The 23,863-nt window shown below is 58.0% G+C and carries 17 protein-coding genes and 1 pseudogene; 5 read left to right on the top strand and 13 right to left on the bottom strand.

The genetic code is table 11. The features are described from left to right. Window position 1: 1 nt before the first annotated feature. The 11 genes from LCC91_RS04010 to LCC91_RS03960 all read right to left on the bottom strand — a co-directional run bounded on the left by LCC91_RS04010 (window position 2) and on the right by LCC91_RS03960 (window position 14,146). Window positions 2-1,294, bottom strand: coding sequence for a branched-chain amino acid ABC transporter permease (locus tag LCC91_RS04010; RefSeq protein ID WP_052231621.1), 1,293 nt, complete (start codon window positions 1,292-1,294; stop codon window positions 2-4). Window positions 1,295-1,305: 11 nt separating this feature from the next. Beyond that, entirely contained in the window at window positions 1,306-2,322 is a 1,017-nt protein-coding gene (locus LCC91_RS04005; protein ID WP_043701610.1) for a branched-chain amino acid ABC transporter permease, read from the bottom strand. 143 nt (window positions 2,323-2,465) lie between these two features. Next, the gene (locus LCC91_RS04000; protein ID WP_043701608.1) at window positions 2,466-3,770 is read right to left on the bottom strand and encodes a branched-chain amino acid ABC transporter substrate-binding protein; all 1,305 of its coding nucleotides are present in this window, start codon (window positions 3,768-3,770) and stop codon (window positions 2,466-2,468) included. Between the two features lie 136 nt (window positions 3,771-3,906). Further along, complete coding sequence (locus LCC91_RS03995; RefSeq protein ID WP_043701743.1) at window positions 3,907-5,544, bottom strand: 3-(methylthio)propionyl-CoA ligase; 1,638 nt, start codon at window positions 5,542-5,544, stop codon at window positions 3,907-3,909. Between the two features lie 481 nt (window positions 5,545-6,025). Further along, complete coding sequence (locus LCC91_RS03990) at window positions 6,026-6,712, bottom strand: TorF family putative porin (protein ID WP_082007613.1); 687 nt, start codon at window positions 6,710-6,712, stop codon at window positions 6,026-6,028. Between the two features lie 358 nt (window positions 6,713-7,070). After that, entirely contained in the window at window positions 7,071-7,442 is a 372-nt protein-coding gene (locus LCC91_RS03985; protein WP_224441016.1) for a hypothetical protein, read from the bottom strand. A gap of 97 nt (window positions 7,443-7,539) precedes the next feature. Beyond that, on the bottom strand, window positions 7,540-9,018 hold the full coding sequence (locus tag LCC91_RS03980; RefSeq protein WP_390612153.1) for an IS5 family transposase: 1,479 nt from the start codon (window positions 9,016-9,018) through the stop codon (window positions 7,540-7,542). 1,100 nt (window positions 9,019-10,118) lie between these two features. Next, complete coding sequence (locus LCC91_RS03975; RefSeq protein WP_082007612.1) at window positions 10,119-11,000, bottom strand: phytanoyl-CoA dioxygenase family protein; 882 nt, start codon at window positions 10,998-11,000, stop codon at window positions 10,119-10,121. A 150-nt stretch (window positions 11,001-11,150) separates the two neighbouring features. After that, complete coding sequence (locus LCC91_RS03970) at window positions 11,151-12,134, bottom strand: IS481 family transposase (RefSeq protein ID WP_224441015.1); 984 nt, start codon at window positions 12,132-12,134, stop codon at window positions 11,151-11,153. A 24-nt stretch (window positions 12,135-12,158) separates the two neighbouring features. Next, window positions 12,159-13,055, bottom strand: a complete 897-nt coding sequence (locus LCC91_RS03965) for an alpha/beta fold hydrolase (RefSeq protein ID WP_143898635.1) — start codon at window positions 13,053-13,055, stop codon at window positions 12,159-12,161. A gap of 35 nt (window positions 13,056-13,090) precedes the next feature. Next, complete coding sequence (locus LCC91_RS03960) at window positions 13,091-14,146, bottom strand: flavin-containing monooxygenase (RefSeq protein ID WP_224441062.1); 1,056 nt, start codon at window positions 14,144-14,146, stop codon at window positions 13,091-13,093. 327 nt (window positions 14,147-14,473) lie between these two features. Between LCC91_RS03960 and LCC91_RS03955 the strand changes: the two genes are divergently transcribed. Further along, window positions 14,474-15,970, top strand: coding sequence for an IS5 family transposase (locus tag LCC91_RS03955; RefSeq protein ID WP_224440884.1), 1,497 nt, complete (start codon window positions 14,474-14,476; stop codon window positions 15,968-15,970). Between the two features lie 141 nt (window positions 15,971-16,111). Further along, the gene (locus LCC91_RS03950; RefSeq protein ID WP_224440884.1) at window positions 16,112-17,608 is read left to right on the top strand and encodes an IS5 family transposase; all 1,497 of its coding nucleotides are present in this window, start codon (window positions 16,112-16,114) and stop codon (window positions 17,606-17,608) included. A 20-nt stretch (window positions 17,609-17,628) separates the two neighbouring features. Here the strand turns inward: LCC91_RS03950 and LCC91_RS03945 are convergent. Next, window positions 17,629-17,829: pseudogene (locus tag LCC91_RS03945) on the bottom strand (NAD(P)-binding protein); the annotation flags it as partial. A 217-nt stretch (window positions 17,830-18,046) separates the two neighbouring features. Continuing rightward, window positions 18,047-19,543: an IS5 family transposase gene (locus LCC91_RS03940; RefSeq protein ID WP_224440884.1), complete on the bottom strand. Its 1,497-nt coding sequence runs from the start codon at window positions 19,541-19,543 to the stop codon at window positions 18,047-18,049. Window positions 19,544-19,802: 259 nt separating this feature from the next. Here LCC91_RS03940 and LCC91_RS03935 point away from each other — a divergent pair, with 259 nt between their 5' ends. The 3 genes from LCC91_RS03935 to LCC91_RS03925 all read left to right on the top strand — a co-directional run bounded on the left by LCC91_RS03935 (window position 19,803) and on the right by LCC91_RS03925 (window position 23,781). After that, window positions 19,803-20,762 (top strand): IS481 family transposase, encoded by a 960-nt coding sequence (locus LCC91_RS03935; RefSeq protein ID WP_224441014.1) that lies wholly within the window; start codon window positions 19,803-19,805, stop codon window positions 20,760-20,762. A gap of 341 nt (window positions 20,763-21,103) precedes the next feature. Then, window positions 21,104-22,453 (top strand): DDE-type integrase/transposase/recombinase, encoded by a 1,350-nt coding sequence (locus LCC91_RS03930; protein WP_143898631.1) that lies wholly within the window; start codon window positions 21,104-21,106, stop codon window positions 22,451-22,453. 92 nt (window positions 22,454-22,545) lie between these two features. Then, window positions 22,546-23,781, top strand: coding sequence for a PucR family transcriptional regulator (locus LCC91_RS03925; protein WP_185974945.1), 1,236 nt, complete (start codon window positions 22,546-22,548; stop codon window positions 23,779-23,781). Window positions 23,782-23,863 lie beyond the last annotated feature (82 nt).

The raw sequence follows: 23,863 nt of genomic DNA, 5'->3' as shown, positions 1-23,863 counted from the left end.
CTCAGGCCATCTCCCGTCGTTTGATTTCCTTCTCGATATCGACCTGGATCTCGCTCCAGTGCTCGCGGAAGCGCCGGCGGGCCACCTCGAACAGGCCGATGCCGGTGAGCGCCACGAACGCCGAGCCGAACCAGCTCTCCACCGAACGCGTGTCGAGCGTGCCGCCGAGGTATTTCACCTCCGAGCCGATCGCCGCGTTGAGCTGCAGGTGGTACACCATCTCGATGATCCCGCCCGCGCCCAGCAGCGCGACGAGCGCCGTGCCGCCCAGCGCCAGGTAGCTCACCCACAGCTCGCGCAGGCGCCCGAACGCCGCCACACGCAGGTTCATCATGATGAGGCTGGCGATGCCGCCCGGCGCGTACATCACCATGAACATGAACACCAGCCCGAGGTAGAGCAACCACGCCTTGGTCAGCTCCGACAGGAACACCAACGCCAGCACCATCAGCACGCCGCCGATGATGGGACCGAAAAAGAACGTCGCGCCGCCGAGGAAGGTGAACAGCAGGTACGCCCCGGAGCGCAGCGGCCCGACGACCTCGGCGGTGACGATTTCGAACTGGATCGCGCCCAGGCCACCGGCGATCCCCGCGAAAAAGCCCGAGACCATGAACGCCAGGTAGCGCACCATCTGCGTGTTGTAGCCGATGAACTCCACGCGCTCCGGGTTGTCCCGCACGGCGTTGAGGATGCGCCCCAGCGGCGTGCGCGTGAAGGCGAACATCGCGGCGACGCACACGAAGGTGTAGACGGCGATCAGGTAGTACACCTGAACCGCGGGGCCGAAGGTGATGCCCAGCACCGGCTCGCCGACGACGCGGTTGGCGCTGATGCCCGCCTCGCCGCCGAAGAAGTCCGAAAACATCAGCGACAGCGCGAACACCAGCTCGCCCACGCCCAGCGTGATCATCGCGAAGGGCGTGCCGGACTTCTTGGTCGTCACGTAGCCGAACAGAAAGGCGAAGAACAGCCCGGCCAGCCCCCCCGCCAGCGGGATCAGCGACACCGGCACCCACACCTCGCCCGCCGATACTTTCAGCAGCGTGTGGATCGCGATGTACGAGCCCAGGCCGCTGTAGACCGCGTGGCCGAAGCTCAGCATCCCCCCCTGCCCGAGCAGCAGGTTGTACGACAGGCAGGCGATGATCGCGATGCCCATCTGCGCCAGCATGCTGACCGACAGGTTGCTGGTAAACAGCTGCGGCGCCGCGAGCAGCACCACGGCAAACAACGACCAGACGATCCAGCGCCCGACGTTGTACGGTTTGAATTCGTAGTAGGCCTTGCTCATGGATAAGCCCATCAATGGTCACGCGTCCCGAGCAGCCCCTTGGGACGGAAGATCAGGATCAGCACCAGCAACAGGTACGGCAGCACCGGCGCGACCTGCGACAGCGTGAGCTTGAACACGTCCGACCCGCGCAGCGCATCGGTCAGCGTCAGCCCGAGCGACTCGGCCAGCGACCCGATCGAGTGGTCCATCGCCACCGCGAACGTCTGGATGATCCCGATCAACAGCGACGCGAGGAACGCCCCCGGCAGCGACCCGAGCCCCCCGATGACCACCACGGCAAACACCAGCGACCCGAGCGTCGCCGCCATCGCTGGTTCGGTGACGAAGGTGCTGCCGCCGATCACACCGGCCAAGCCGGCCAGCCCCGTGCCGACGCCGAACACCAGCATGAACACCCGCGGCACGTTGTGACCGAGCGCCTCCGCCATCTGCGGGTGCGTCAGCGCCGCCTGGATGACGAGGCCGACACGGGTGCGCGTGATCAGCAGCCACAGCCCCACCAGCATCAGCACCGCGACCAGCATCATGAACGCCCGCGTCGCGGGAAACGGCGTGCACACCGCCCCCTGGCACAGCTCCGCGGCGGCCCGCCCCCACGTGAACAGCATGCGGTCGTCCGCGGTGTGGATGAGCGTGAACGCCGGCCCCTGCAGCAGCGCGGGCGGGCGAAAATCCACCGCCGTGCGCCCCCACACGAGCTGCACCAGCTCGAGCACGACGTAGGACAGCCCGAAGGTAATCAGCAGCTCCGGCACATGCCCGTAGGCGTGCACCTTGCGCAGGCTCGTCTTTTCGAAGAGCGCGCCGGCCACCCCCACCAGCACCGGCGCCACCAGCAACGCGCCCCAGAACCCGATGATGCCCGACAGGGCGTAGGCGAAATACGCCCCGAGCATGTAGAAGCTCGCATGGGCGAAATTGAGCACCCCCATCATCGAGAAGATGAGGGTCAGCCCCGAACTGAGCATGAACAGCAGCAGCCCGTAGCTGACACCGTTGAGCAGGGAGACGATGACGAATTCCATGACAGGGCGTCGGTGGCGAGAAAGGGACGATCACCGGTGCGAGAACCGCCCCACCCGCCGGCGGCGGTCGCCGCGGCAGGTCCGCAACGCGAGGGGACGGCACCCGACCCGGGGCGCCGGCACGGCGGCGCCCCGCGGCGGCATCAGTTGGGCCGCTGCATGTTGCAGCTCGTCGGCGTGCTCGCGACGTAGGCGGGGAATTCCTTCACCAGCGCGAAGGTCATGCCGGTGTTCTCGACGCTATACGTCCACTGCTTGCCGTCGAGCTTTTGCCAGCGGGAGATGTAGAGCGGCTGCTGCAGCTGGTGGTCGGCCTTGCGCATCTCGACCTCGCCGTTGTAGCTGGTGAACTTGAGCCCCTCCAGCTCTTTGGCAACCTTGACCGGGTCGGTGGACTTGGCCTTGGCCATCGCCTCGGACAGCGCGCGGAAGATGTGAATCACCGAGCCCGTGTAGAAGTCGGCGTTGAACTTTTGCTTGAACTCGTCCTGCCACTTCTGCATGTCACCACCCATGTGGTAGTGGTTGTACGACACCTGGTACACCTTGCCCTCGGACTGCTGGCCGAGCGCCGTCGGCGTTCCGGTCACCCCCGCGTAGTAAGTGTAGAACTTGCCGTTGTAGCCGCCTTCCGTCGCCGCCTTGACCAGCAGCGCGAGGTCCGAGCCCCAGTTGCCGGTGATCACGGTGTCCGCGCCGGAGGCCTTGATCTTCGCGATGTAGGGCGCGAAGTCCCGCACCTGCGCCAGCGGGTGCAGGTCTTCCCCGACGATCTGGATGTCCGGGCGCTTGCGCGCGATCAGCTCCTTGGCGTATTTGGCGACCTGGTGCCCGTGTGAATAGTTCTGGTTGAGCAGGTAGACCTTCTTGATGTCGGGCTGGTCCTTCATGAAAGTGGTCAGCGCCTCCATCTTCATCGACGTGTCGGCGTCGAAGCGGAAGTGCCAGTAGTTGCACTTGCTGTTCGTAAAGTCCGGGTCCACCGCCGAGTGGTTGAGGAAGACGACCTCCTTGCCCGGGTTGCGCGCGTTGTGGCGCGCCACCGCCTCGATGAGCGCACCGGCGACCGACGAGCCGTTGCCCTGCGTGATGTAGCGGATGCCCTGGTCGATGGCCGACTGCAACGCCGTCAGGCTCTCGGCGGGGCTGAGCTTGTTGTCGAACGGCACCACCTCCCACTTGACCCCGGCGGGGTTGTATTTGTTGGGACCGCTGAACTTCTCGGCGAAGAACTGGAAGCTGCGCACCTGGTTGGAGCCGACCGGCGCCATCAGGCCCGACAGCGGGTCGATCCACGCGATCTTCACCGTCTGACCGGCCAGCGGGGCGTTGGCCGCGGCCTGCGCCTGTTCGCGCTTGGCCTGGCGGGCGCTCTGCGCCTGAGCGACGCTGCTCAGCGCCAGCCCCAGCATCGCCGCGACCGTGAGGGTCTTGAATGCAAACGTCATGTCCAGTCTCCTTCTGTGGGTGGTGAAGCGGTTTCGAGCTTAGACCGCTGCGGGCCGGTCGTGCACAGGGGAAACCCCGCAAAACTATCACCTGGGCGACTGTCGTGCCGGCGACGATGCGGGGTTGCCCCGTCCGTCACAGTCCCGGCAGGCGATAGTCGCCCAGCATTTCGCGCAACTTCATCTTCTGCATCTTGCCGGTGGCGCCGAGCGGGATCGCGTCGACGAACACCACGTCGTCCGGGATCTGCCACTTGGCGAGCTTGCCCTCGTAGAAGGCGAGCAACTCCTCGCGCGTGACCTCCTGACCGGGCTTCTTGACGACGACGACGATCGGGCGCTCGTCCCACTTCGGGTGCTTGACGCCGATGCACGCCGCCATCAGCACCGCCGGATGCGCCATCGCGATATTTTCGACGTCGATGGAGCTGATCCACTCGCCGCCCGACTTGATCACGTCCTTGCTGCGGTCGGTGATCTGCATGTAGCCGTCCGGGTCGATGGTGGCCACATCCCCGGTCGGGAACCACCCGTCGACCAGCGGGCTCGGCTTGTCGCTGCGGTAGTAGTCGCGGATCACCCACGGGCCGCGCACCATCAGTTCGCCCTGGCTCTTGCCGTCCCACGGCAGCTCCTGCCCGTCCGGCCCGACGATCTTCATGTCGATGCCGAAGATCGCGCGCCCCTGCTTGAGGCGGATCTTCATCTGTTCCTCCTCGGGCAGCGCCAGGTGCTTGTTCTTCAGCGTGCACAGCGTGCCCAAGGGGCTGAGCTCCGTCATGCCCCACGCGTGCAGCACCTCCACGCCGTACTGCTCGCGGAAAGCCTGGATCATCGCCGGCGGGCACGCCGAGCCGCCGATCACCGTGCGCTGCAGGTGCGGCAGTTTCAGACCGTGGGTCCCCATGTGCGTCAGCAGCATCTGCCAGACGGTGGGCACACCCGCGGCCATCGTCACGCGCTCGGCGTCGAGCAGCTCGTACACCGATTTGCCGTCGAGCTGCGCCCCCGGGAAGACCAGCTTGCAGCCCACCGCCGCGGCCGAGTACGGGATGCCCCACGCGTTGACGTGGAACATCGGCACCACCGGCAGCACGCAGTCGCGCGCGCTCAGGCACATCACGTCCGGCAGCGCCGCCGCGTACGCGTGCAGGATGGTGGACTTGTGGCTGTAGAGCGCCGCCTTCGGGTGGCCGGTGGTGCCGCTGGTGTAGCACATGCTGCTGGCGGTCTCGTCGCTGAAGCGCGGCCAGTCGTACGTCGTCGGGTGCGCGGCGATCCAGCCCTCGTAGCTGATCAGATTCGGGATGCTGCCCTCGGCGGTCATGCGCGCCAGGTGCGCGTCGTCGCACAGGGCCACCCAGCGCTGCACCGTCGGGCACTTGTCGTGGATCGCCTTGACGATGGGCCAGAAGGTCATGTCGAAGGCCAGCACGCGGTCTTCGGCGTGGTTGACGATCCACGCGATCTGGTCCGGGATCAGCCGCGGGTTGATCGTGTGCAGCACGCGGCCCGAGCCGCTGACACCGAAATACATCTCGAAGTGGCGGTAGCCGTTCCACGCCAGCGTCGCCACGCGCTCCCCGGCCGCGAGACCCATCGCATCGAGCGCGTGCGCGAGCTGCCGGGCGCGCTGCGCCGCTTCAGCGTAGGTGGTACGGTGAATGTCGCCCTCGACGCGGCGCGAGACGATCTCGACGTCGCCGTGGTGGCGCGCGGCGTGCTCGATCAGATCTGAAATCAGCAACGGTCGTTCTTGCATTAAGCCAAACACACTCAATACCTCCTTGCTAGAAGAATCTGAACCTTCACACTACCTTAAGCGCCGAGAAAGACCTCCAAAGTTTCTGCAAGCGCGAGCAGCGCGCGTGTAGCATAAAACAATACCGCATGTAAAGCAACCCGCCTCACCGGTGAACCCTCGCTCAAGCGCAGCTCCAAGCCTCCTATAAACTATTGAAACATGTGAACCGAATCTCCCCTTGCGCCACGCAGATCGCAATCTAGCCCTGCCCGGCGCCGCCGGTAGCAGCCGCTACGGACCCAAAACCGGCTATCCAAAGCCAAAATCTCAGCCAAATGTGTGCTGCATCGCCTCTAGTCGCAAACCCGGCTTCTTCTGATTAGCCGACCCCGGAAGCCAAACCGTTTACACGAGAAGGCCAGTTTTGATTCTGGCCTACCCACGCCACGCTTCAAAGAAGTTGCCGATCCCGGCACCTCTAAGACAAGGCCGGCACAACTTTCACTTTAAATTAAAACTGCTTTTTAACACCCAATACAATCCTCTTACGCCCCTCCGGACCGGCTTTATTTTGAGCACCAGTCACCACACCCGATAACGCCCACCCCTCGCCGAGATCATATACAACGCCAACCGAAAAATAACCAGGCCGATTTAAAATCAGGCTATTCAACTTACCCACCTCAGCAACAAATGAAAGCCTTGAATCAATCGGCTGCGAATACACAAATGCAAGTCTCTCGAAACTCTCCAATTTACCACCAAAAGTCCTCCCAAAACGAATAGCAAACCACCCATATGAGACAGAAGCATTCACCTCATTCACCGTCAACAACCGAACACCAGGAAAATAGTAACGGGCAACTGAAACATCATAAGAAACCCCACTTTCGTTTCCACCCGTTAAGCCAACCACAGCATCTATTTCCACATTCGCTTGATTAATGCCATCAGAAAATTTACCGGTCGAAAAAGCCGCCCCAAGATAAAACCCATTATCAAAACTGTAGCGAATATCACCCTGAAGCGATGGATTGAAACCATTATTATTTCGACTACTCCTGCTATCAACATCGATACCATTAAACTTATACAATGAGACCACCCCAAGCGATCCGGAAACCTCCGCTTTCGCAACTCCTGGCCCGAACATCACAGCCAACAAAACGACTACAAAAACATACGTGAATGCATTCATCGTTCGCTCCTCTACCCAATTCAACAAACACACAGCACAACACGCTTACATACACCAATCACATCTCAGACAACCATCATAAACCCCCTTTCAAACGAAAGCATTGCCCTTATCACAAGCAACAAAGAAAACTACGCCCAACCCATCAAACAGTTTGACTAAAAAATCACACGCAAAACCACTCCAGCCACACTCTCAGCCACCCTACAATTGCAACATCAAAAATAGAGCACCCAAAACCCGATTACCCAAACAACCTTTAATTAATCAGAACGCACCCAAAACTTTTGAACATATCGCAACAACCGAATATTAACATTACGCAACCACTCAACAATTCAACAGAAAGACCTTTAGCTCATCGTCTCCGCAACGATAAACATGCCTCGCACGCATAATAGTACGCTGTTAACAATAACGCCCACGAGGCTAGCGCCAGAGTATAAAACGTCGTGCGATGCTCATCATCCCACGGAATATGATAGAAGTCGTAAGCTATAGCGATGAACAAATTAAAAACTACAACCAAAAACAAAAACAACGCAAGATATTTTTTATTGAAAGAGAACAGTTGAGCCGCCAAATACACAGAAAATCCAGCAAACCAAATTGCCAAAATGAGATACACCCACGGCTTCACCGGCGCCAAAACTTCATATGTTACCCAAATATAAGCCCCCAGAAAACCAACCACAAATAATGCAATCTCAAGCCATCGAGCGAGGCGCACGCCCCGAGCAAAAATAATTACCCCCACAACCACAATAACCGGAAACCCGAACCATCTTGAAAACGCATCAAGAAATATTGAGTTGCCCCTGAAAAATTCACCCCACCGCTCGCAGCGTCCCTGGCATGGGGGTGGTGAGCGCGCGCTTTGCCTGCTCGATGGTTTGTAGCAGGCGCAGCAGCAGACGCAAAAGAACCGCCACAAGGGGGCCGATGCCCCGCTTGGCGATCATGCGCAGCAGCCAGCGGATGTTGTAGCCGGCCGCGCACAGCACCGCGTGCAGCCGATCGCCCCGCTCGCCCTTGAGGTGACAGCGATCCATGCGGCAATCGGCCTTCAGGTGCCCGATGATGGGTTCGATGGCCTGGCGGCGCTTGAGCCGGCGCCGATCGGAGCGACTCAGGCACCGCCAGCGCCCGCGGTGCACGATGCGCACCTGTGGGTTGTCGGCCTCCACCCCGCGGTAGCCCAGGTCCACGTACACCTCGGTGGGAGCGACGGCGTTGTCCTGCATCAGGATGGTGGCCTGTTCGAGCTGCGCCCACAGGGTGTGTCCGTCGTAGGGATTGCCGTGAAAGGCGCGCGCACCCACGACCAGGTTGTGCTGCAGGGTGCTGGCCACACCGACCTTCACCCCGAACTCGTAGGGGCTGCGCGCCTTGCCTTTGCTGATGCAATCGACCTCCGGTGCGTGCCAGGCATACAGCTTGGGATGCCCTGCGTTGGCCTTGCGCTGGCGGCTCTGCGCCATGATCTGTTGCGCCTTGGCCAGCGACTCGCCCAGGGCCTCGCGTGCAGCCTGCGTCAGTGCCGTGGCTTTGCGCTCGATCTCGCGCGCCAAGCGTCCCACGATCGTGGCCTGGCGCTCGATGGTGCGGCGCAGCCGCTTGAACTGCCTGGCATGCGCGTAGCCGGCAGCCTTGCGCCGCAGTCGCTGCCCCTCCTTCGCAAAGGTCTGCTTGAGCTGCACCCCGGCGTTCTTGGCCGCCGCCACGAGCTTGACTCGCGCCACCTCCAGCAGCCGGCTGTCGCTGGGGTGGGCGATGGCCTTGTGCTGCACGGTGCTGTCCACCACCAGGTGCTCGAGCGCCTGCGGCTCGATGAGCTCGAGTTCGACCGCCACATTGATCGTCTGCGCCAGCAGCTCCTCCACCCCTTCTTCCCCGAGCCACTGGCGAAACTTCACCAGCGTCGTGGCATCGCACGGCAGCCGATCCTCGTAGTAGGCACAGCCCGAGAAATACTGCCAGCGGGGCGTGTCTCTCCAGCGCTGCACCACGCCTTCATCGGACTCGTTGAAGGCGTGCTTGAGGTACAGCAGGCTGATCATGATGCGCAGCGGCACGCGCGGCCGCCCCGCGCGGCTGGTGCGCCGGGTGCGCGCGCGCTGCTCACCGAAGAGGTCGATCGCGTCGTCCAGCGCCTCGACAGCCTGGCTGCGGGGTGCGCGCGCCAGGCGCTGCGCGATCGCGTGCTCGAGCCGCTGCCACGGCATGCGCTGTGCCAGCACCGCCAGTGGGTGGCGCACATCGATCATGTGCTCCAGACGCAGCCGGAAAAAATCCTCGCTGTGCATGCACTCGGCCATGGTCAGAACTCCCAGCAACCGCGTCGAGGGTGGCAAAAAGCTGGGAGAAATTGTACCGCAAAACAGCCAAAAACGAACGCTTTATCAACGGGTTAGGAATATTTCAGGGGCGACTATTGAAAGTGAATAAAAAATAGACCACTGCGAAATAGCATAAAGAAAAAAGCTCGACGCAGAAACGACCACAATCCACCACTCAAAACTCAACAAAATACTATCTCGCTTCCAGAACCTCCACCCAAAGTAATAACCACAACCAGCCAACGACAAATCACTCAGCAAAAATAGAAATAACGACATATCCATTACAAGCCTCTCAATTACGTAGCGTTTAAGCGCCACATTACGTCGTCCGGCGCACCTAGCCTAGAGCCTATATCCCGGTCACTTGTCCTGTAACCTATTTCCGCATTTAGCGCCGTCTTCGCCACCCCGCCTTTTAACCGCGTCAACCCCATGTCTCGCACCTACCCGTCGGCGCAATCAAAAAACGCATGAAGTACCTCGCGCACCTCGACCCTATGGCGGAACTTCATGATGTTATTCTGATCAGTCACAACTTCTGCAGCATTTTTCATCACGGCTCCAAAAAAGAAACCACGACGCAAAAACAATGGATATGCACCAGTGTATTCAACGCCAACAGTGCTTACCTTTCAATACAACCATGTTTCGCCGAATCAAGCTAAATGAACGCCTCCGACTCAGTCTTCGAGGAAAATGGCGCCAACCAATAAAAAATAAAACGTCGACTCGCAGACTTAGCGCTATGTTCAAAAGCGTGGTAACCAATGAGACCATGCGAGTTGATCTACTGCGTTGCTTTTCGAAGTTAAACAGCCGGCGCTGAATACTAATAGAACGCGTCTAGCCGCCACAACTAAAATATTTTGGTTTTCCCTCTGACCCGTATTTTGGGCGCGGCGGCCATAACGACCGCCGCGGGAATAACGAGCTACATTTGGCAACAAGAAATTACAAAGTAAATTTTGTGCAACCAATGCGACTCATGCCGCGATTACACACAGTTTACTAACAGACAACATTCTCGTCACCTGAGAGCTCGCGCCACATTTATTGCACAGCACTCAAAATACACCAACATCCGTAAACTCTTTTTTATGCAATAAGTCCAATGGATCCCGCATTTGTCCGTTAATCTCAACCCATCCGTTCTGGGTCACGCTTCGCGTCCACCCGAGTAATTTCTGTAATTCCTCAGGAAACTGTTTCATTACCTCAATAGGAATGGATAAATATTGATTTTCTTCCTGCCGCAGAAAAGCAAGATCATACGCGATCGTCACTCCGGTGCGCGGCCCATTTGAGCGATTCTCACCACCACCGTGATATAAAGATCCTAGCCACAAAAGCGCATCACCGGGCTCCATTTCTGCGGAAACCGCTTCCTCGACGCGTGGCATACGATCATCTGACCACTTGTGGCTACCGGGAATGACCCTTGTCGCCCCATTTTCTTCGGTAAAGTCGGAAATTGCTACCATTATCTGCACCCTAGCCTCGCGTCCATACGCGGGGTGTCGCCACAAAACATTTGCGTCATCACGGTGCAACGGTTGTGCTTTTTGGCCCGGCAGAATCTGAATCGCTTGCGTAACGCTAATTTGTATGTCAGGAATCACGGGATAAGAGGCCTCTCCAATCCAGACGTTCACGGGATTGGCCTGTAATATAGAACGCGCAGCATCTAAGAATAGCGGATTTAGAGCAATCTTACTTATCGATCGCGGCGCTCGGGCAAAGAGTCGCGACAAACGACGCGTCTTATCTCCCAGAAAGAAGGCATCTTCTCCTTTATCGATTTTCTCAAGAGCTGGCAGCAGCTCCGACTTTAGCTCATTTAAGGTATCATCATCGAGAAAGTGACCAATTTTTACGCAACCATCATCCCTTAAAGCCATCACAACTTCATTTACTTCCGAATTTCTGTGAAGAGTTTGAACAAACATCTCTTGCTCCTTCTTAACATTGTTGGCCACCCTGATTTAAACCTAACCTGGACAGCATTAGACACCCTAGATGCTTAGTTTATTTTTGAAGCAAAAGAAATATGACTTAATATTAAATCAGCCATTAAATCTATAAACGGCAACGATATGTCATGTCCCAAGCCCGGAATAATAATAAATGTCACATCCCGGATGATCATATGGCCGTTTTTGGAACAGATGCGGGTGTGACGTGTACCACTGTTTCATGGCCTGCATGGGCGTGAGACCCTTGAGTGCGGCCTGGGGCAGCTGGTGGTTGTAAAGCCAAGCATAGCGCAGCAGGGTCTTCTCGAGATCCTCGCCGCTGATGAAGTGGTGGCTGCGCAGCACCTCCTCGATGCGGCCGTTGAAGCGCTCTACCATCCCGTTGGTCTGGGGGCGTCGCACGCGCGTGGTGCGGTGCTCGATGCCGAGTGCCTCGCACAGGCTCTCGAAGGCGTGGGTGGCACTGGGCTGCCCCAGCAGCCGTGCGGTGAACTCCTTGCCATTGTCTGTGAGGATCTTGTTGATCTTGATCGGGCACGCCGTGAGCAGCGACTTGAGGAAGGCGCGCGCGTTTCTCGCGCTCTTGGAGGCGTACAGGGCAATGAAGACCCAGCGCGTGGCACGGTCGATGGCCACAAAGAGGTAGCGCCGCCGCGTCTCATCGGCCATTTGCGGCAGGTACTTCACGTCGATATGAATGAAGCCCGGCTCGTAAGCGGCAAAGGGCTGATGTGCGGGTTTGGGCACCTGGGGCTTGAGGGATCGCAGCGACCCCACGCCGTGGCGTCGCAAGCAGCGATCCAGTCCCGAGCGCGACACGTCAGGACAGACGAACTCGCGCATGACCGACAGCAGATCATCCAGCGGCAGCAGCAGCGTCTTGCGCAGCTCCACTGCAATGGCCTCCTGCGCCGGGGTCATGGTGGTACGCAGCCGGTGCGGGGTGTGGGAGCGATCCAGAAAATCCTCGCGGCGCTTCCACTTGTACACCGTCATGAGCGAAACGCCGTAACGCTCAGCCAACACCGCAGCCGGCTCATCCGACAGCGCGATCTCGCGCCGTATGGCTGGCGTTGTACGCGCCAGGGCATGCAGCTTGATGTTCATGAGGGCATCTCCCGATGATGGTCGTCAACGCCTTGACCCGCTGCCCAGCAGCTCGCGCAGAACGCTTACCGCCAGCAGGTACGCATGGCGTGATGGCACTATCCAATCATCCGGGATGCGACAAATAAATCTTGAACCTCTAATGGCCGCAGCAGTAGCGTATCCCCCACTGGGCGCAACCACTTTGTCAACGTCACCATGCATTACTAACGTTGGACACCGCACAAAACTCAACTCTCGCGTGCGATCTCCAGAATTAATTATTGCCGAAATTTGTCTAGAAATACCGTCATTAATTCGCTCGCCCCCGCCTCTTATCCAAGCTGCCCGAGCATACGCTTTATGTCGGTTTTCGTTAGTATCAACTCTAGCGCCAATTAACCGCATGGTGCGCACATAGTTTTCAACAAATTCCTTTTCATCACGTGAATTATTTTTCAAAAGAGCGCACAATCCACTTAGCGAAGGCTGCCCCACTTTTAAAGAACCTGTACTTGAAAAAATGCTGGTTAATGACTTCGTTCGGTTTGGATATCGTGCGGCGCACACCTGGGCGATCATCCCTCCCATTGACATTCCAACGAGGTGAGCATTTTGTATTTTTAATGAATCCATTAGCGCAATCACATCAGCCGCCATATCGGACAGCGTATAACCGTCGGTTTTGGCCCTGAGCAAGTGGCTCCAACTACTTGGGACTGGGGTATCGGAATAAAACGAGCGACCGGAATCTCGATTATCAAAAACCACAACCTTCACCCCTCTTTCCACCAAAGCAGCGACGAACTCCTCTGGCCAATAGATTAGTTGCAACCCCAACCCGGCTATTAATAACACAACATCTCTATGGCTATTTCCATAAACCCTATAACAAATTTCCCCACCCCCTGGCGTTTGACAAAAGCGATCTTCAGCACTCATAACACAGACACCCAATGCGATTCATTGCCCAAGTCTCATTCAAATATCAAGGCATCATCGTTGAAGTTCTTATTTTTATAGACTTTTATATCCTTAAAATAATCCATGGACATGGTCCAGGGAAATTTATCTCCTTGTCTCGGCATTTCATGCAGAGATCTTTTAACATAACCCGCTCCAAAATCCAATAATGGGCGCAATGAAATATCATCAGGCCATCTTGGTTTGCATACCCTATAGCCCTTGTTATCCATGTACTCTAGTAGGTTACATAGGTATTTACTTATTAGGCATACCTTTAGAGTCCACGACGAGTTTGTATAACCAACTGCAAACGCAAAGTTTGGCACACCAGATAGCATAAACCCTTTATAAACGACACATTCATTAAAAGCAATTTCTTGTCCATCAATTTTTAGCCTAACGCCACCAATGAATTGTATATTTAGGCCTGTCGCAACAATAATTACGTCTGCGCTTAGCTCTTTACCAGACTCAAGCAAAATGCCATATTTTGTGGATTTCTTAATTCTATCCGTAATGATATCCGCCTTCCCGGACTTTATCGCATAGAATAAGTCACCATCGGGCACTGTGCATAACCTTTGATCCCAAGGATTGTAAGGCGGGTTAAAGTGAACATGCACCGGATATCCGGGTGGCAAATTTCTTTTGACATGCGCCATCAAGAGCTTTTTTGAAAAGCGCGGGTATTTCTGACAGATTTTCCAAAAAGTTATAGTTAGCTTTGCGTTCAAGTACCGCATAATTTTAAATACAGTCGCAGGAGAAAATATTTTGCTTGCGACGCGCGCTATTGGATCATACAGCGGCTGACTTACTATGTATGTTGGCGTACGCTGCAGCATTGTTACATGCTTAGCATCGCTCGCAAGTGCGGGAACCAGCGTGACTGCGGTTGCACCGCTTCCAATTATTACAATGCGTTTGTTCTTATAAATAAAATTGTTTGGCCAATGTTGTGGGTGCACTATCTCGCCGCCATATTCCTTCTCACCCTCAAATACGGGCCTGTATCCTTGCTCGTAATTATAATAACCCGCACCACTAAATAGCCAATCACATTTAATTAATTTTTTTCCGATAAATTTTGATCAAGAACTTCCACCTCCCATTTTTTTTCAGCTGTTATCCAGTTGGCAGATATAACTTTCTGCCCGAAGGCGATGTTTTGCTTTAGATTGTACTCTTCGACCACATCTGTCAAATATTCCAATATCTCCTTTGCCGACGCGAAAGATTTTCCTTTTTGCCACGGTTTAAAATCATAACCAAAAGTAAATAGTCGCCCCTGAAATATTCATAACAGCATGATTTTTCTTGTGTTATTGTCTGTTTGCGAGTACAATTTCCCCCAGATTTGATGGTCTGATGCGCCGTTTTCTGGGAGTTTTGCGATGTTTGCCTGCCCCGCCACCGAGGACTTCTTCCGCGCCCGGCTCGATCAGATGATCGACCTGCGCCATCCGCTGGCGGTGTTGTCCTCACGCATGCCGTGGCAGGAGTTGGAAGCAAGGCTGTCGCACCTGTTCATGCGCAAAGCGCGCGCAGGTGTCGCGATGCCCGATCTGGACCTCTTTGGCGAATCTCCGGTGCGCGCAGCTCGGGCGTCCAACGCAGGCCGACCCCGCGTGCCGCTGCGCGTGATGATCGCGCTGCTGTATCTGAAGCACGCCTTCAACGAGTCGGACGAAGGGGTGGTCGAGCGCTGGGGCGAAACCCCCACATGGCAGTTCTTCTCGGGGCGGGCGTACTTTGAACATCGCCGGCCGTGCGACGCCACGACGCTGGTGAAGTTTCGCCGGCTGCTGGGCGAAGAAGGCGTGGAAGAACTCTTGGCGCAGACCATCAACGTGGCGGTGGAAACCGGACTCATCAAGCCGCAGGAACTCAAGCGCGTGGTGGTGGACACCACCGTACAACCCAAGGCGGTGGCGCACCCCACCGACAGCCGGCTGCTGGAGACGGCACGCACCAAGCTGGTGGAGGCGGCCAAGGCCGCCGGCATCGCCTTGAAGCAGACCTTTGCCAAGGAAGGCAAGGAGCTGGCCCGCAAGGCAGGACGCTATGCGCACGCGCGGCAGTTTGCGCGCATGCGCCGGGTCATCAAGCGCCAGCGCACGATCGTGGCCAGGCTGCAGCGCGAGATCGAGCGCAAGGCCAGCCGCCTGGGGCAGGCCATCCAGAGTGCTCTTGGCCACACCCTCAACAAGGCGGCGCGTCTGGTGGCGCAGACTGCCAACCGAAAGACCGCCGACGGGACTCGAAAGCTCTACGCCTGGCACGCGCCGGAGGTGGAGTGCATCAACAAGGGCAAGGCCCGCTGCCCTTACGAGTTCGGCGTCAAGGTCGGCATTGCCAGCACCCTGAAGCACAGCCTCATCGTCGCAGCCCGGGCCTTCCATGGCAACCCCTACGACGGGCACACGCTGCAAGCGCAGCTGGAGCAGGCCACGATCCTGATGCAGGACACTGGCATCAAGCCCAGCACAGCGTTTGCCGATCTGGGCTACCGCGGGGTGGAAGCCGACATTGCGGATGTGCGCCTGGTGCACCGCGGCAAGATCAAGCGCCTCACGCAGCAGGAGCGCAAGCTGCTCAAGCGCCGCCAGGCCATCGAGCCGGTCATCGGGCACTTGAAGCAGGATCACCGCATGGACAGGTGCCACCTCAAGGGCGAGCAGGGTGACCGGCTGCACGCGGTGCTGTGCGCGGCGGGCTACAACATCCGCTGGCTGCTGCGCATGATCACGAAGAAGGGCGTGCCCTTCTTGAGGCGAGCTTTTTTGCGCCTCATTGCGGCCGTGCGCCTCATCGGCCGGTGGCTCGCCCAGCGGCGGCCAACCGAGTCCAGTGGCGCCAACCCTGCCCAGCTGCGGCTAAGGGCGGCGTGAAAATGAATTTTTCAGGGACGACTAAATAGTCGCCCCTGAAATATTCATAACAGCATGATTTTTCTTGTGTTATTGTCTGTTTGCGAGTACAATTTCCCCCAGATTTGATGGTCTGATGCGCCGTTTTCTGGGAGTTTTGCGATGTTTGCCTGCCCCGCCACCGAGGACTTCTTCCGCGCCCGGCTCGATCAGATGATCGACCTGCGCCATCCGCTGGCGGTGTTGTCCTCACGCATGCCGTGGCAGGAGTTGGAAGCAAGGCTGTCGCACCTGTTCATGCGCAAAGCGCGCGCAGGTGTCGCGATGCCCGATCTGGACCTCTTTGGCGAATCTCCGGTGCGCGCAGCTCGGGCGTCCAACGCAGGCCGACCCCGCGTGCCGCTGCGCGTGATGATCGCGCTGCTGTATCTGAAGCACGCCTTCAACGAGTCGGACGAAGGGGTGGTCGAGCGCTGGGGCGAAACCCCCACATGGCAGTTCTTCTCGGGGCGGGCGTACTTTGAACATCGCCGGCCGTGCGACGCCACGACGCTGGTGAAGTTTCGCCGGCTGCTGGGCGAAGAAGGCGTGGAAGAACTCTTGGCGCAGACCATCAACGTGGCGGTGGAAACCGGACTCATCAAGCCGCAGGAACTCAAGCGCGTGGTGGTGGACACCACCGTACAACCCAAGGCGGTGGCGCACCCCACCGACAGCCGGCTGCTGGAGACGGCACGCACCAAGCTGGTGGAGGCGGCCAAGGCCGCCGGCATCGCCTTGAAGCAGACCTTTGCCAAGGAAGGCAAGGAGCTGGCCCGCAAGGCAGGACGCTATGCGCACGCGCGGCAGTTTGCGCGCATGCGCCGGGTCATCAAGCGCCAGCGCACGATCGTGGCCAGGCTGCAGCGCGAGATCGAGCGCAAGGCCAGCCGCCTGGGGCAGGCCATCCAGAGTGCTCTTGGCCACACCCTCAACAAGGCGGCGCGTCTGGTGGCGCAGACTGCCAACCGAAAGACCGCCGACGGGACTCGAAAGCTCTACGCCTGGCACGCGCCGGAGGTGGAGTGCATCAACAAGGGCAAGGCCCGCTGCCCTTACGAGTTCGGCGTCAAGGTCGGCATTGCCAGCACCCTGAAGCACAGCCTCATCGTCGCAGCCCGGGCCTTCCATGGCAACCCCTACGACGGGCACACGCTGCAAGCGCAGCTGGAGCAGGCCACGATCCTGATGCAGGACACTGGCATCAAGCCCAGCACAGCGTTTGCCGATCTGGGCTACCGCGGGGTGGAAGCCGACATTGCGGATGTGCGCCTGGTGCACCGCGGCAAGATCAAGCGCCTCACGCAGCAGGAGCGCAAGCTGCTCAAGCGCCGCCAGGCCATCGAGCCGGTCATCGGGCACTTGAAGCAGGATCACCGCATGGACAGGTGCCACCTCAAGGGCGAGCAGGGTGACCGGCTGCACGCGGTGCTGTGCGCGGCGGGCTACAACATCCGCTGGCTGCTGCGCATGATCACGAAGAAGGGCGTGCCCTTCTTGAGGCGAGCTTTTTTGCGCCTCATTGCGGCCGTGCGCCTCATCGGCCGGTGGCTCGCCCAGCGGCGGCCAACCGAGTCCAGTGGCGCCAACCCTGCCCAGCTGCGGCTAAGGGCGGCGTGAAAATGAATTTTTCAGGGACGACTAAATAAATCGGAGTCAGATCGAATGCCAGGATATTTAAATAGATCCCATGTTCCGCCAATATTTTCTCTACCCTCCACTATGAGGAATTTCTTTTTAGGCTGAAGCTTGCGCAGATAAACGGCCATACCTATACCAGAAATTCCTGCCCCAATAATTAAGACATTTATGTTGCTTTTCTTGAGGTCTTCGATCGGCATTTTTTTCTCCTTTTGCAAATCTTTTACTTGCACGGTAACTCGCAGAGAAGTTATTCGCCTCAATCCTAGCGCCCTGGACTTTGCTGCTCAATGTACAAATTGCAGTATTTATGGTTTTTTTTGTGCGTTTTGCACACCTTAAGAGGGATGAGCCTCGATTTATTCGGGTTTTTACCTATAACCGCGGCTTACTTGGTCGTCCCTGAAAAATTCATTTTCACGCCGCCCTTAGCCGCAGCTGGGCAGGGTTGGCGCCACTGGACTCGGTTGGCCGCCGCTGGGCGAGCCACCGGCCGATGAGGCGCACGGCCGCAATGAGGCGCAAAAAAGCTCGCCTCAAGAAGGGCACGCCCTTCTTCGTGATCATGCGCAGCAGCCAGCGGATGTTGTAGCCCGCCGCGCACAGCACCGCGTGCAGCCGGTCACCCTGCTCGCCCTTGAGGTGGCACCTGTCCATGCGGTGATCCTGCTTCAAGTGCCCGATGACCGGCTCGATGGCCTGGCGGCGCTTGAGCAGCTTGCGCTCCTGCTGCGTGAGGCGCTTGATCTTGCCGCGGTGCACCAGGCGCACATCCGCAATGTCGGCTTCCACCCCGCGGTAGCCCAGATCGGCAAACGCTGTGCTGGGCTTGATGCCAGTGTCCTGCATCAGGATCGTGGCCTGCTCCAGCTGCGCTTGCAGCGTGTGCCCGTCGTAGGGGTTGCCATGGAAGGCCCGGGCTGCGACGATGAGGCTGTGCTTCAGGGTGCTGGCAATGCCGACCTTGACGCCGAACTCGTAAGGGCAGCGGGCCTTGCCCTTGTTGATGCACTCCACCTCCGGCGCGTGCCAGGCGTAGAGCTTTCGAGTCCCGTCGGCGGTCTTTCGGTTGGCAGTCTGCGCCACCAGACGCGCCGCCTTGTTGAGGGTGTGGCCAAGAGCACTCTGGATGGCCTGCCCCAGGCGGCTGGCCTTGCGCTCGATCTCGCGCTGCAGCCTGGCCACGATCGTGCGCTGGCGCTTGATGACCCGGCGCATGCGCGCAAACTGCCGCGCGTGCGCATAGCGTCCTGCCTTGCGGGCCAGCTCCTTGCCTTCCTTGGCAAAGGTCTGCTTCAAGGCGATGCCGGCGGCCTTGGCCGCCTCCACCAGCTTGGTGCGTGCCGTCTCCAGCAGCCGGCTGTCGGTGGGGTGCGCCACCGCCTTGGGTTGTACGGTGGTGTCCACCACCACGCGCTTGAGTTCCTGCGGCTTGATGAGTCCGGTTTCCACCGCCACGTTGATGGTCTGCGCCAAGAGTTCTTCCACGCCTTCTTCGCCCAGCAGCCGGCGAAACTTCACCAGCGTCGTGGCGTCGCACGGCCGGCGATGTTCAAAGTACGCCCGCCCCGAGAAGAACTGCCATGTGGGGGTTTCGCCCCAGCGCTCGACCACCCCTTCGTCCGACTCGTTGAAGGCGTGCTTCAGATACAGCAGCGCGATCATCACGCGCAGCGGCACGCGGGGTCGGCCTGCGTTGGACGCCCGAGCTGCGCGCACCGGAGATTCGCCAAAGAGGTCCAGATCGGGCATCGCGACACCTGCGCGCGCTTTGCGCATGAACAGGTGCGACAGCCTTGCTTCCAACTCCTGCCACGGCATGCGTGAGGACAACACCGCCAGCGGATGGCGCAGGTCGATCATCTGATCGAGCCGGGCGCGGAAGAAGTCCTCGGTGGCGGGGCAGGCAAACATCGCAAAACTCCCAGAAAACGGCGCATCAGACCATCAAATCTGGGGGAAATTGTACTCGCAAACAGACAATAACACAAGAAAAATCATGCTGTTATGAATATTTCAGGGGCGACTACTTGGCATTGTCCGCTCTAGTTGTCGCATCCCGGATGATTGGATAGTGCCATCACGCCATGCGTACCTGCTGGCGGTAAGCGTTCTGCGCGAGCTGCTGGGCAGCGGGTCAAGGCGTTGACGACCATCATCGGGAGATGCCCTCATGAACATCAAGCTGCATGCCCTGGCGCGTACAACGCCAGCCATACGGCGCGAGATCGCGCTGTCGGATGAGCCGGCTGCGGTGTTGGCTGAGCGTTACGGCGTTTCGCTCATGACGGTGTACAAGTGGAAGCGCCGCGAGGATTTTCTGGATCGCTCCCACACCCCGCACCGGCTGCGTACCACCATGACCCCGGCGCAGGAGGCCATTGCAGTGGAGCTGCGCAAGACGCTGCTGCTGCCGCTGGATGATCTGCTGTCGGTCATGCGCGAGTTCGTCTGTCCTGACGTGTCGCGCTCGGGACTGGATCGCTGCTTGCGACGCCACGGCGTGGGGTCGCTGCGATCCCTCAAGCCCCAGGTGCCCAAACCCGCACATCAGCCCTTTGCCGCTTACGAGCCGGGCTTCATTCATATCGACGTGAAGTACCTGCCGCAAATGGCCGATGAGACGCGGCGGCGCTACCTCTTTGTGGCCATCGACCGTGCCACGCGCTGGGTCTTCATTGCCCTGTACGCCTCCAAGAGCGCGAGAAACGCGCGCGCCTTCCTCAAGTCGCTGCTCACGGCGTGCCCGATCAAGATCAACAAGATCCTCACAGACAATGGCAAGGAGTTCACCGCACGGCTGCTGGGGCAGCCCAGTGCCACCCACGCCTTCGAGAGCCTGTGCGAGGCACTCGGCATCGAGCACCGCACCACGCGCGTGCGACGCCCCCAGACCAACGGGATGGTAGAGCGCTTCAACGGCCGCATCGAGGAGGTGCTGCGCAGCCACCACTTCATCAGCGGCGAGGATCTCGAGAAGACCCTGCTGCGCTATGCTTGGCTTTACAACCACCAGCTGCCCCAGGCCGCACTCAAGGGTCTCACGCCCATGCAGGCCATGAAACAGTGGTACACGTCACACCCGCATCTGTTCCAAAAACGGCCATATGATCATCCGGGATGTGACATCTAGTGTTCAGGCCGCAGCTGGTGTTTAATATCCGGCGAACACAACACACGTTGTCGCGAGCTCATGGGTACTGAGCCTTTTTGCTGTGCACACGCCTAGTAGTCGATGTCATCCCGACCTATGACCTACAACGTACGCAAGTTGATCGACTTGAAGAACGTCAGGGCGCAGCTCAACAGGGTTATTGCCACGGAACGCCACACGCGGCCGTGGCTCTGGGCTTTATGGACAGTGGCGGCCGTTGAGTCGACGCGCTTGGCTCAGTGGTACGCGCTCACCTTTGAGTCAGAATGGTTGTCACTTGATAAAGCCCGATAACCAGACAGCGATAACGGAGGAACGAAGTGGCCAGATACGGACACGTATTCAAGGACAGAGCGTTGGCGCGTCTCTGGCCGCCCCAAAGCGCATCGGTGGAGACAGTGTCACGCGTGTCGTGGATTTCAACGACCACACTCGAGCAGTGGCAGGCGGATACCCTGAGCCGGCCCGCTCGCGAGCGGCGTGGGGCAAGGCCGGCCCGATTCAAGGCGGCGCTCGCGACTGCTCTGATGGACGAGGCCCGCGAGAGAACTTGGGGCTGCGAGCACGGCGTGCATCAGCGGGAACTCGAGCGATGGCGGGGCGCGGCCGCCCAGGTGCTGGCCGACCTTGAGGATGGCGCGCGCCAACCTCTGGCATGCAAGAGTACCGGCATCAACGTGCGCACCCTGCAACCCTGGAAATCCGGCAGCGGCCTCCATGCCCGGTACCGCCGGCCTCGGCCCGAGCGGCCGACGACTACCGATGCGCTCACCGACGAGGAACGAGCGCGCACCCTCACCGTGGCCAACGAGCCGCGCTTTGCCGATCAGCCGCCCGCGCGCCTCGTGCCCGCGCTGGCCGACGAAGGGGCCTATATTGCCAGCGAATCGTGCTTCCAGCGCGTGCTGCACGAGCATGGACAGAATGCGCACCGGGGGCGCGCGCCCCAACCCACGCGAACGCCCACCACGCATGTGGCCAACGCGCCCGGTCAGGTCTGGTGCTGGGACATGACCCATCTGCCTGAGCAGATTCAGGGGCGCAGGTTGTATCTTTACCTGATCATGGATCTGTTCAGCAGCATGATAGTCGCTTGTGAGATCCACGAGTTCGACGACGCCAAGCGGGCGGCCTGTCCGCTCAAGCGCACCGCGCTGACTGAAGGCATCCATGCGATGGCTGACAAGCCCGTGCTCCAAGACGACAACAGCGGGACGATCAAGGCCACCGCGGTGCTGGCGATGCTCCACTGGCTAGGGATCATGCCGTCGTACCCGCGCCCGCGCGTCTCCGACAACAACGCCTTCGTCGGGCTGCTCTTTGAGACCACCAAGTACCGGCAGCACGAATTTCCGGTGCGCGGGTTCGCCACCCTGGAAGATGCCCGCCAGTGGAGACCCGACTTCGTGCGCTGGTACAACTTCGAGCAACGCCACAGCGCGCTGCGCTATGTAACGCGGGCGCAGCGACATGCGGGGGAGGACATCGCGGTCCTGGCTGCGCGCCACCAGACCTACCTCAAGGCCCGCGAGCGGCACCCCGCGCGCTGGCCCGACAACAGACGCGACTGGACGTCAGTCAGTCCGAGTCCGGTGACGCTTAACCCTGAGCGCGACGCCGTTAACCGTGACCCTGTGCATCCCAAAAACATGGATCGTTTGGTTGCATGATTCAGGCGACAACTATCTTGGCTTGCTCCGGAGGGTTAGCAATAGCCCACCAGCGATTTCTTACCCCAACTAATAGACCCCAGCACGACGTCATGGATAACTCTCGCTACCAAATATCCGAGCCTGCTACAGAACTTGTACGCCGCACCGCAATAATTGCACAATCCTTACCAGCAGAGTGGCTAAAAGAGTTCGACAACTCCATCCTTTTCTTAGCAACTCATTACAGCAAAACGCTAAATGCATCGATAATTGAGGCCACAAAAAGAAGTGTTCGCCTAGAACTAATGCACTGGGCTCATCAAACAATAAAGAATCCCACCAAATTCCCCGAACCACTCATCACAGCTGACGCAGAAGAGATAGCAAAAGAGGTCACAAGTTTAAATATACCTGAAATTTTCATAGAAATCAGTCGACTACACCAAAACACAGCAATAAAACTCTGTATAAATACAATCTTTCAAGAAAAATGCAGTCAAGAAATTGCGAATGAGGCAATTACATTTTTACTAAAATCAATTAATTATTACTTCGATAATTCTGTAAATAAATTAACAAATATTATCCACAAAGAAAAATTGAGCGCAACTCACTCAAAGAAAGATGCCAAATATAATTTAATCAAAAACCTTTTGGACAATCGCTTTGTCGACGCAAATATTGCATCAAGAGAGTTAAATTACAACATCAATTCAACACATCAGTGCGGCATTGCATGGGCCCCCAAAGACAAAGTTCAATTAACTGAACTCGAGAAGATGACAATAAAAATAATTACCAAGATCTCTACGGCCCAGAGTATTTTTATCCCCATGGAGCACGACACTATTGTATTCTGGCTAAACTTAAAAAACCCGATCACCGCTCAGCAGTTAAGCAAGGTGCCCCATCATTACCCCGCAAGGCTGGTCCTGGGCCCCTTAGGACAAGGGCCAGATGGATTTCGTCGATCTTATCAAGACGCTCTGACCACTCAACGCATACTAACGCAATTCAACGCGAAGACAAAGTTCGCCACATATTATGACACCCAACTAATCGAAGCATTTGCTCACAATATGGATTTTACCAAAGAGTTTATCAACACAACGCTCGGCAAGCTGTTAGCGGCACCACCAGAGCTACAGAAGTCCTTGTACATTTTTCTAAGAGAGGGCTGCAATCTGACAAAATCAGCATCAATACTAGGCATTCACCGAAATACCCTGCTCACAAGAATAGACAGGGCAACGTCATTATTACCAACAGATTTAAATGAGCACCGCATACAAATTTCTGTCGCCCTACACGCATTAGTCGCCCCTGAAATATTCATAACAGCATGATTTTTCTTGTGTTATTGTCTGTTTGCGAGTACAATTTCCCCCAGATTTGATGGTCTGATGCGCCGTTTTCTGGGAGTTTTGC

The sequence above is a fragment of the Tepidimonas taiwanensis genome (assembly GCF_020162115.1).
Classification (GTDB): Bacteria; Pseudomonadota; Gammaproteobacteria; order Burkholderiales; family Burkholderiaceae_C; genus Tepidimonas; species Tepidimonas taiwanensis.
This window is presented reverse-complemented; position numbering and strand designations above follow the sequence as displayed.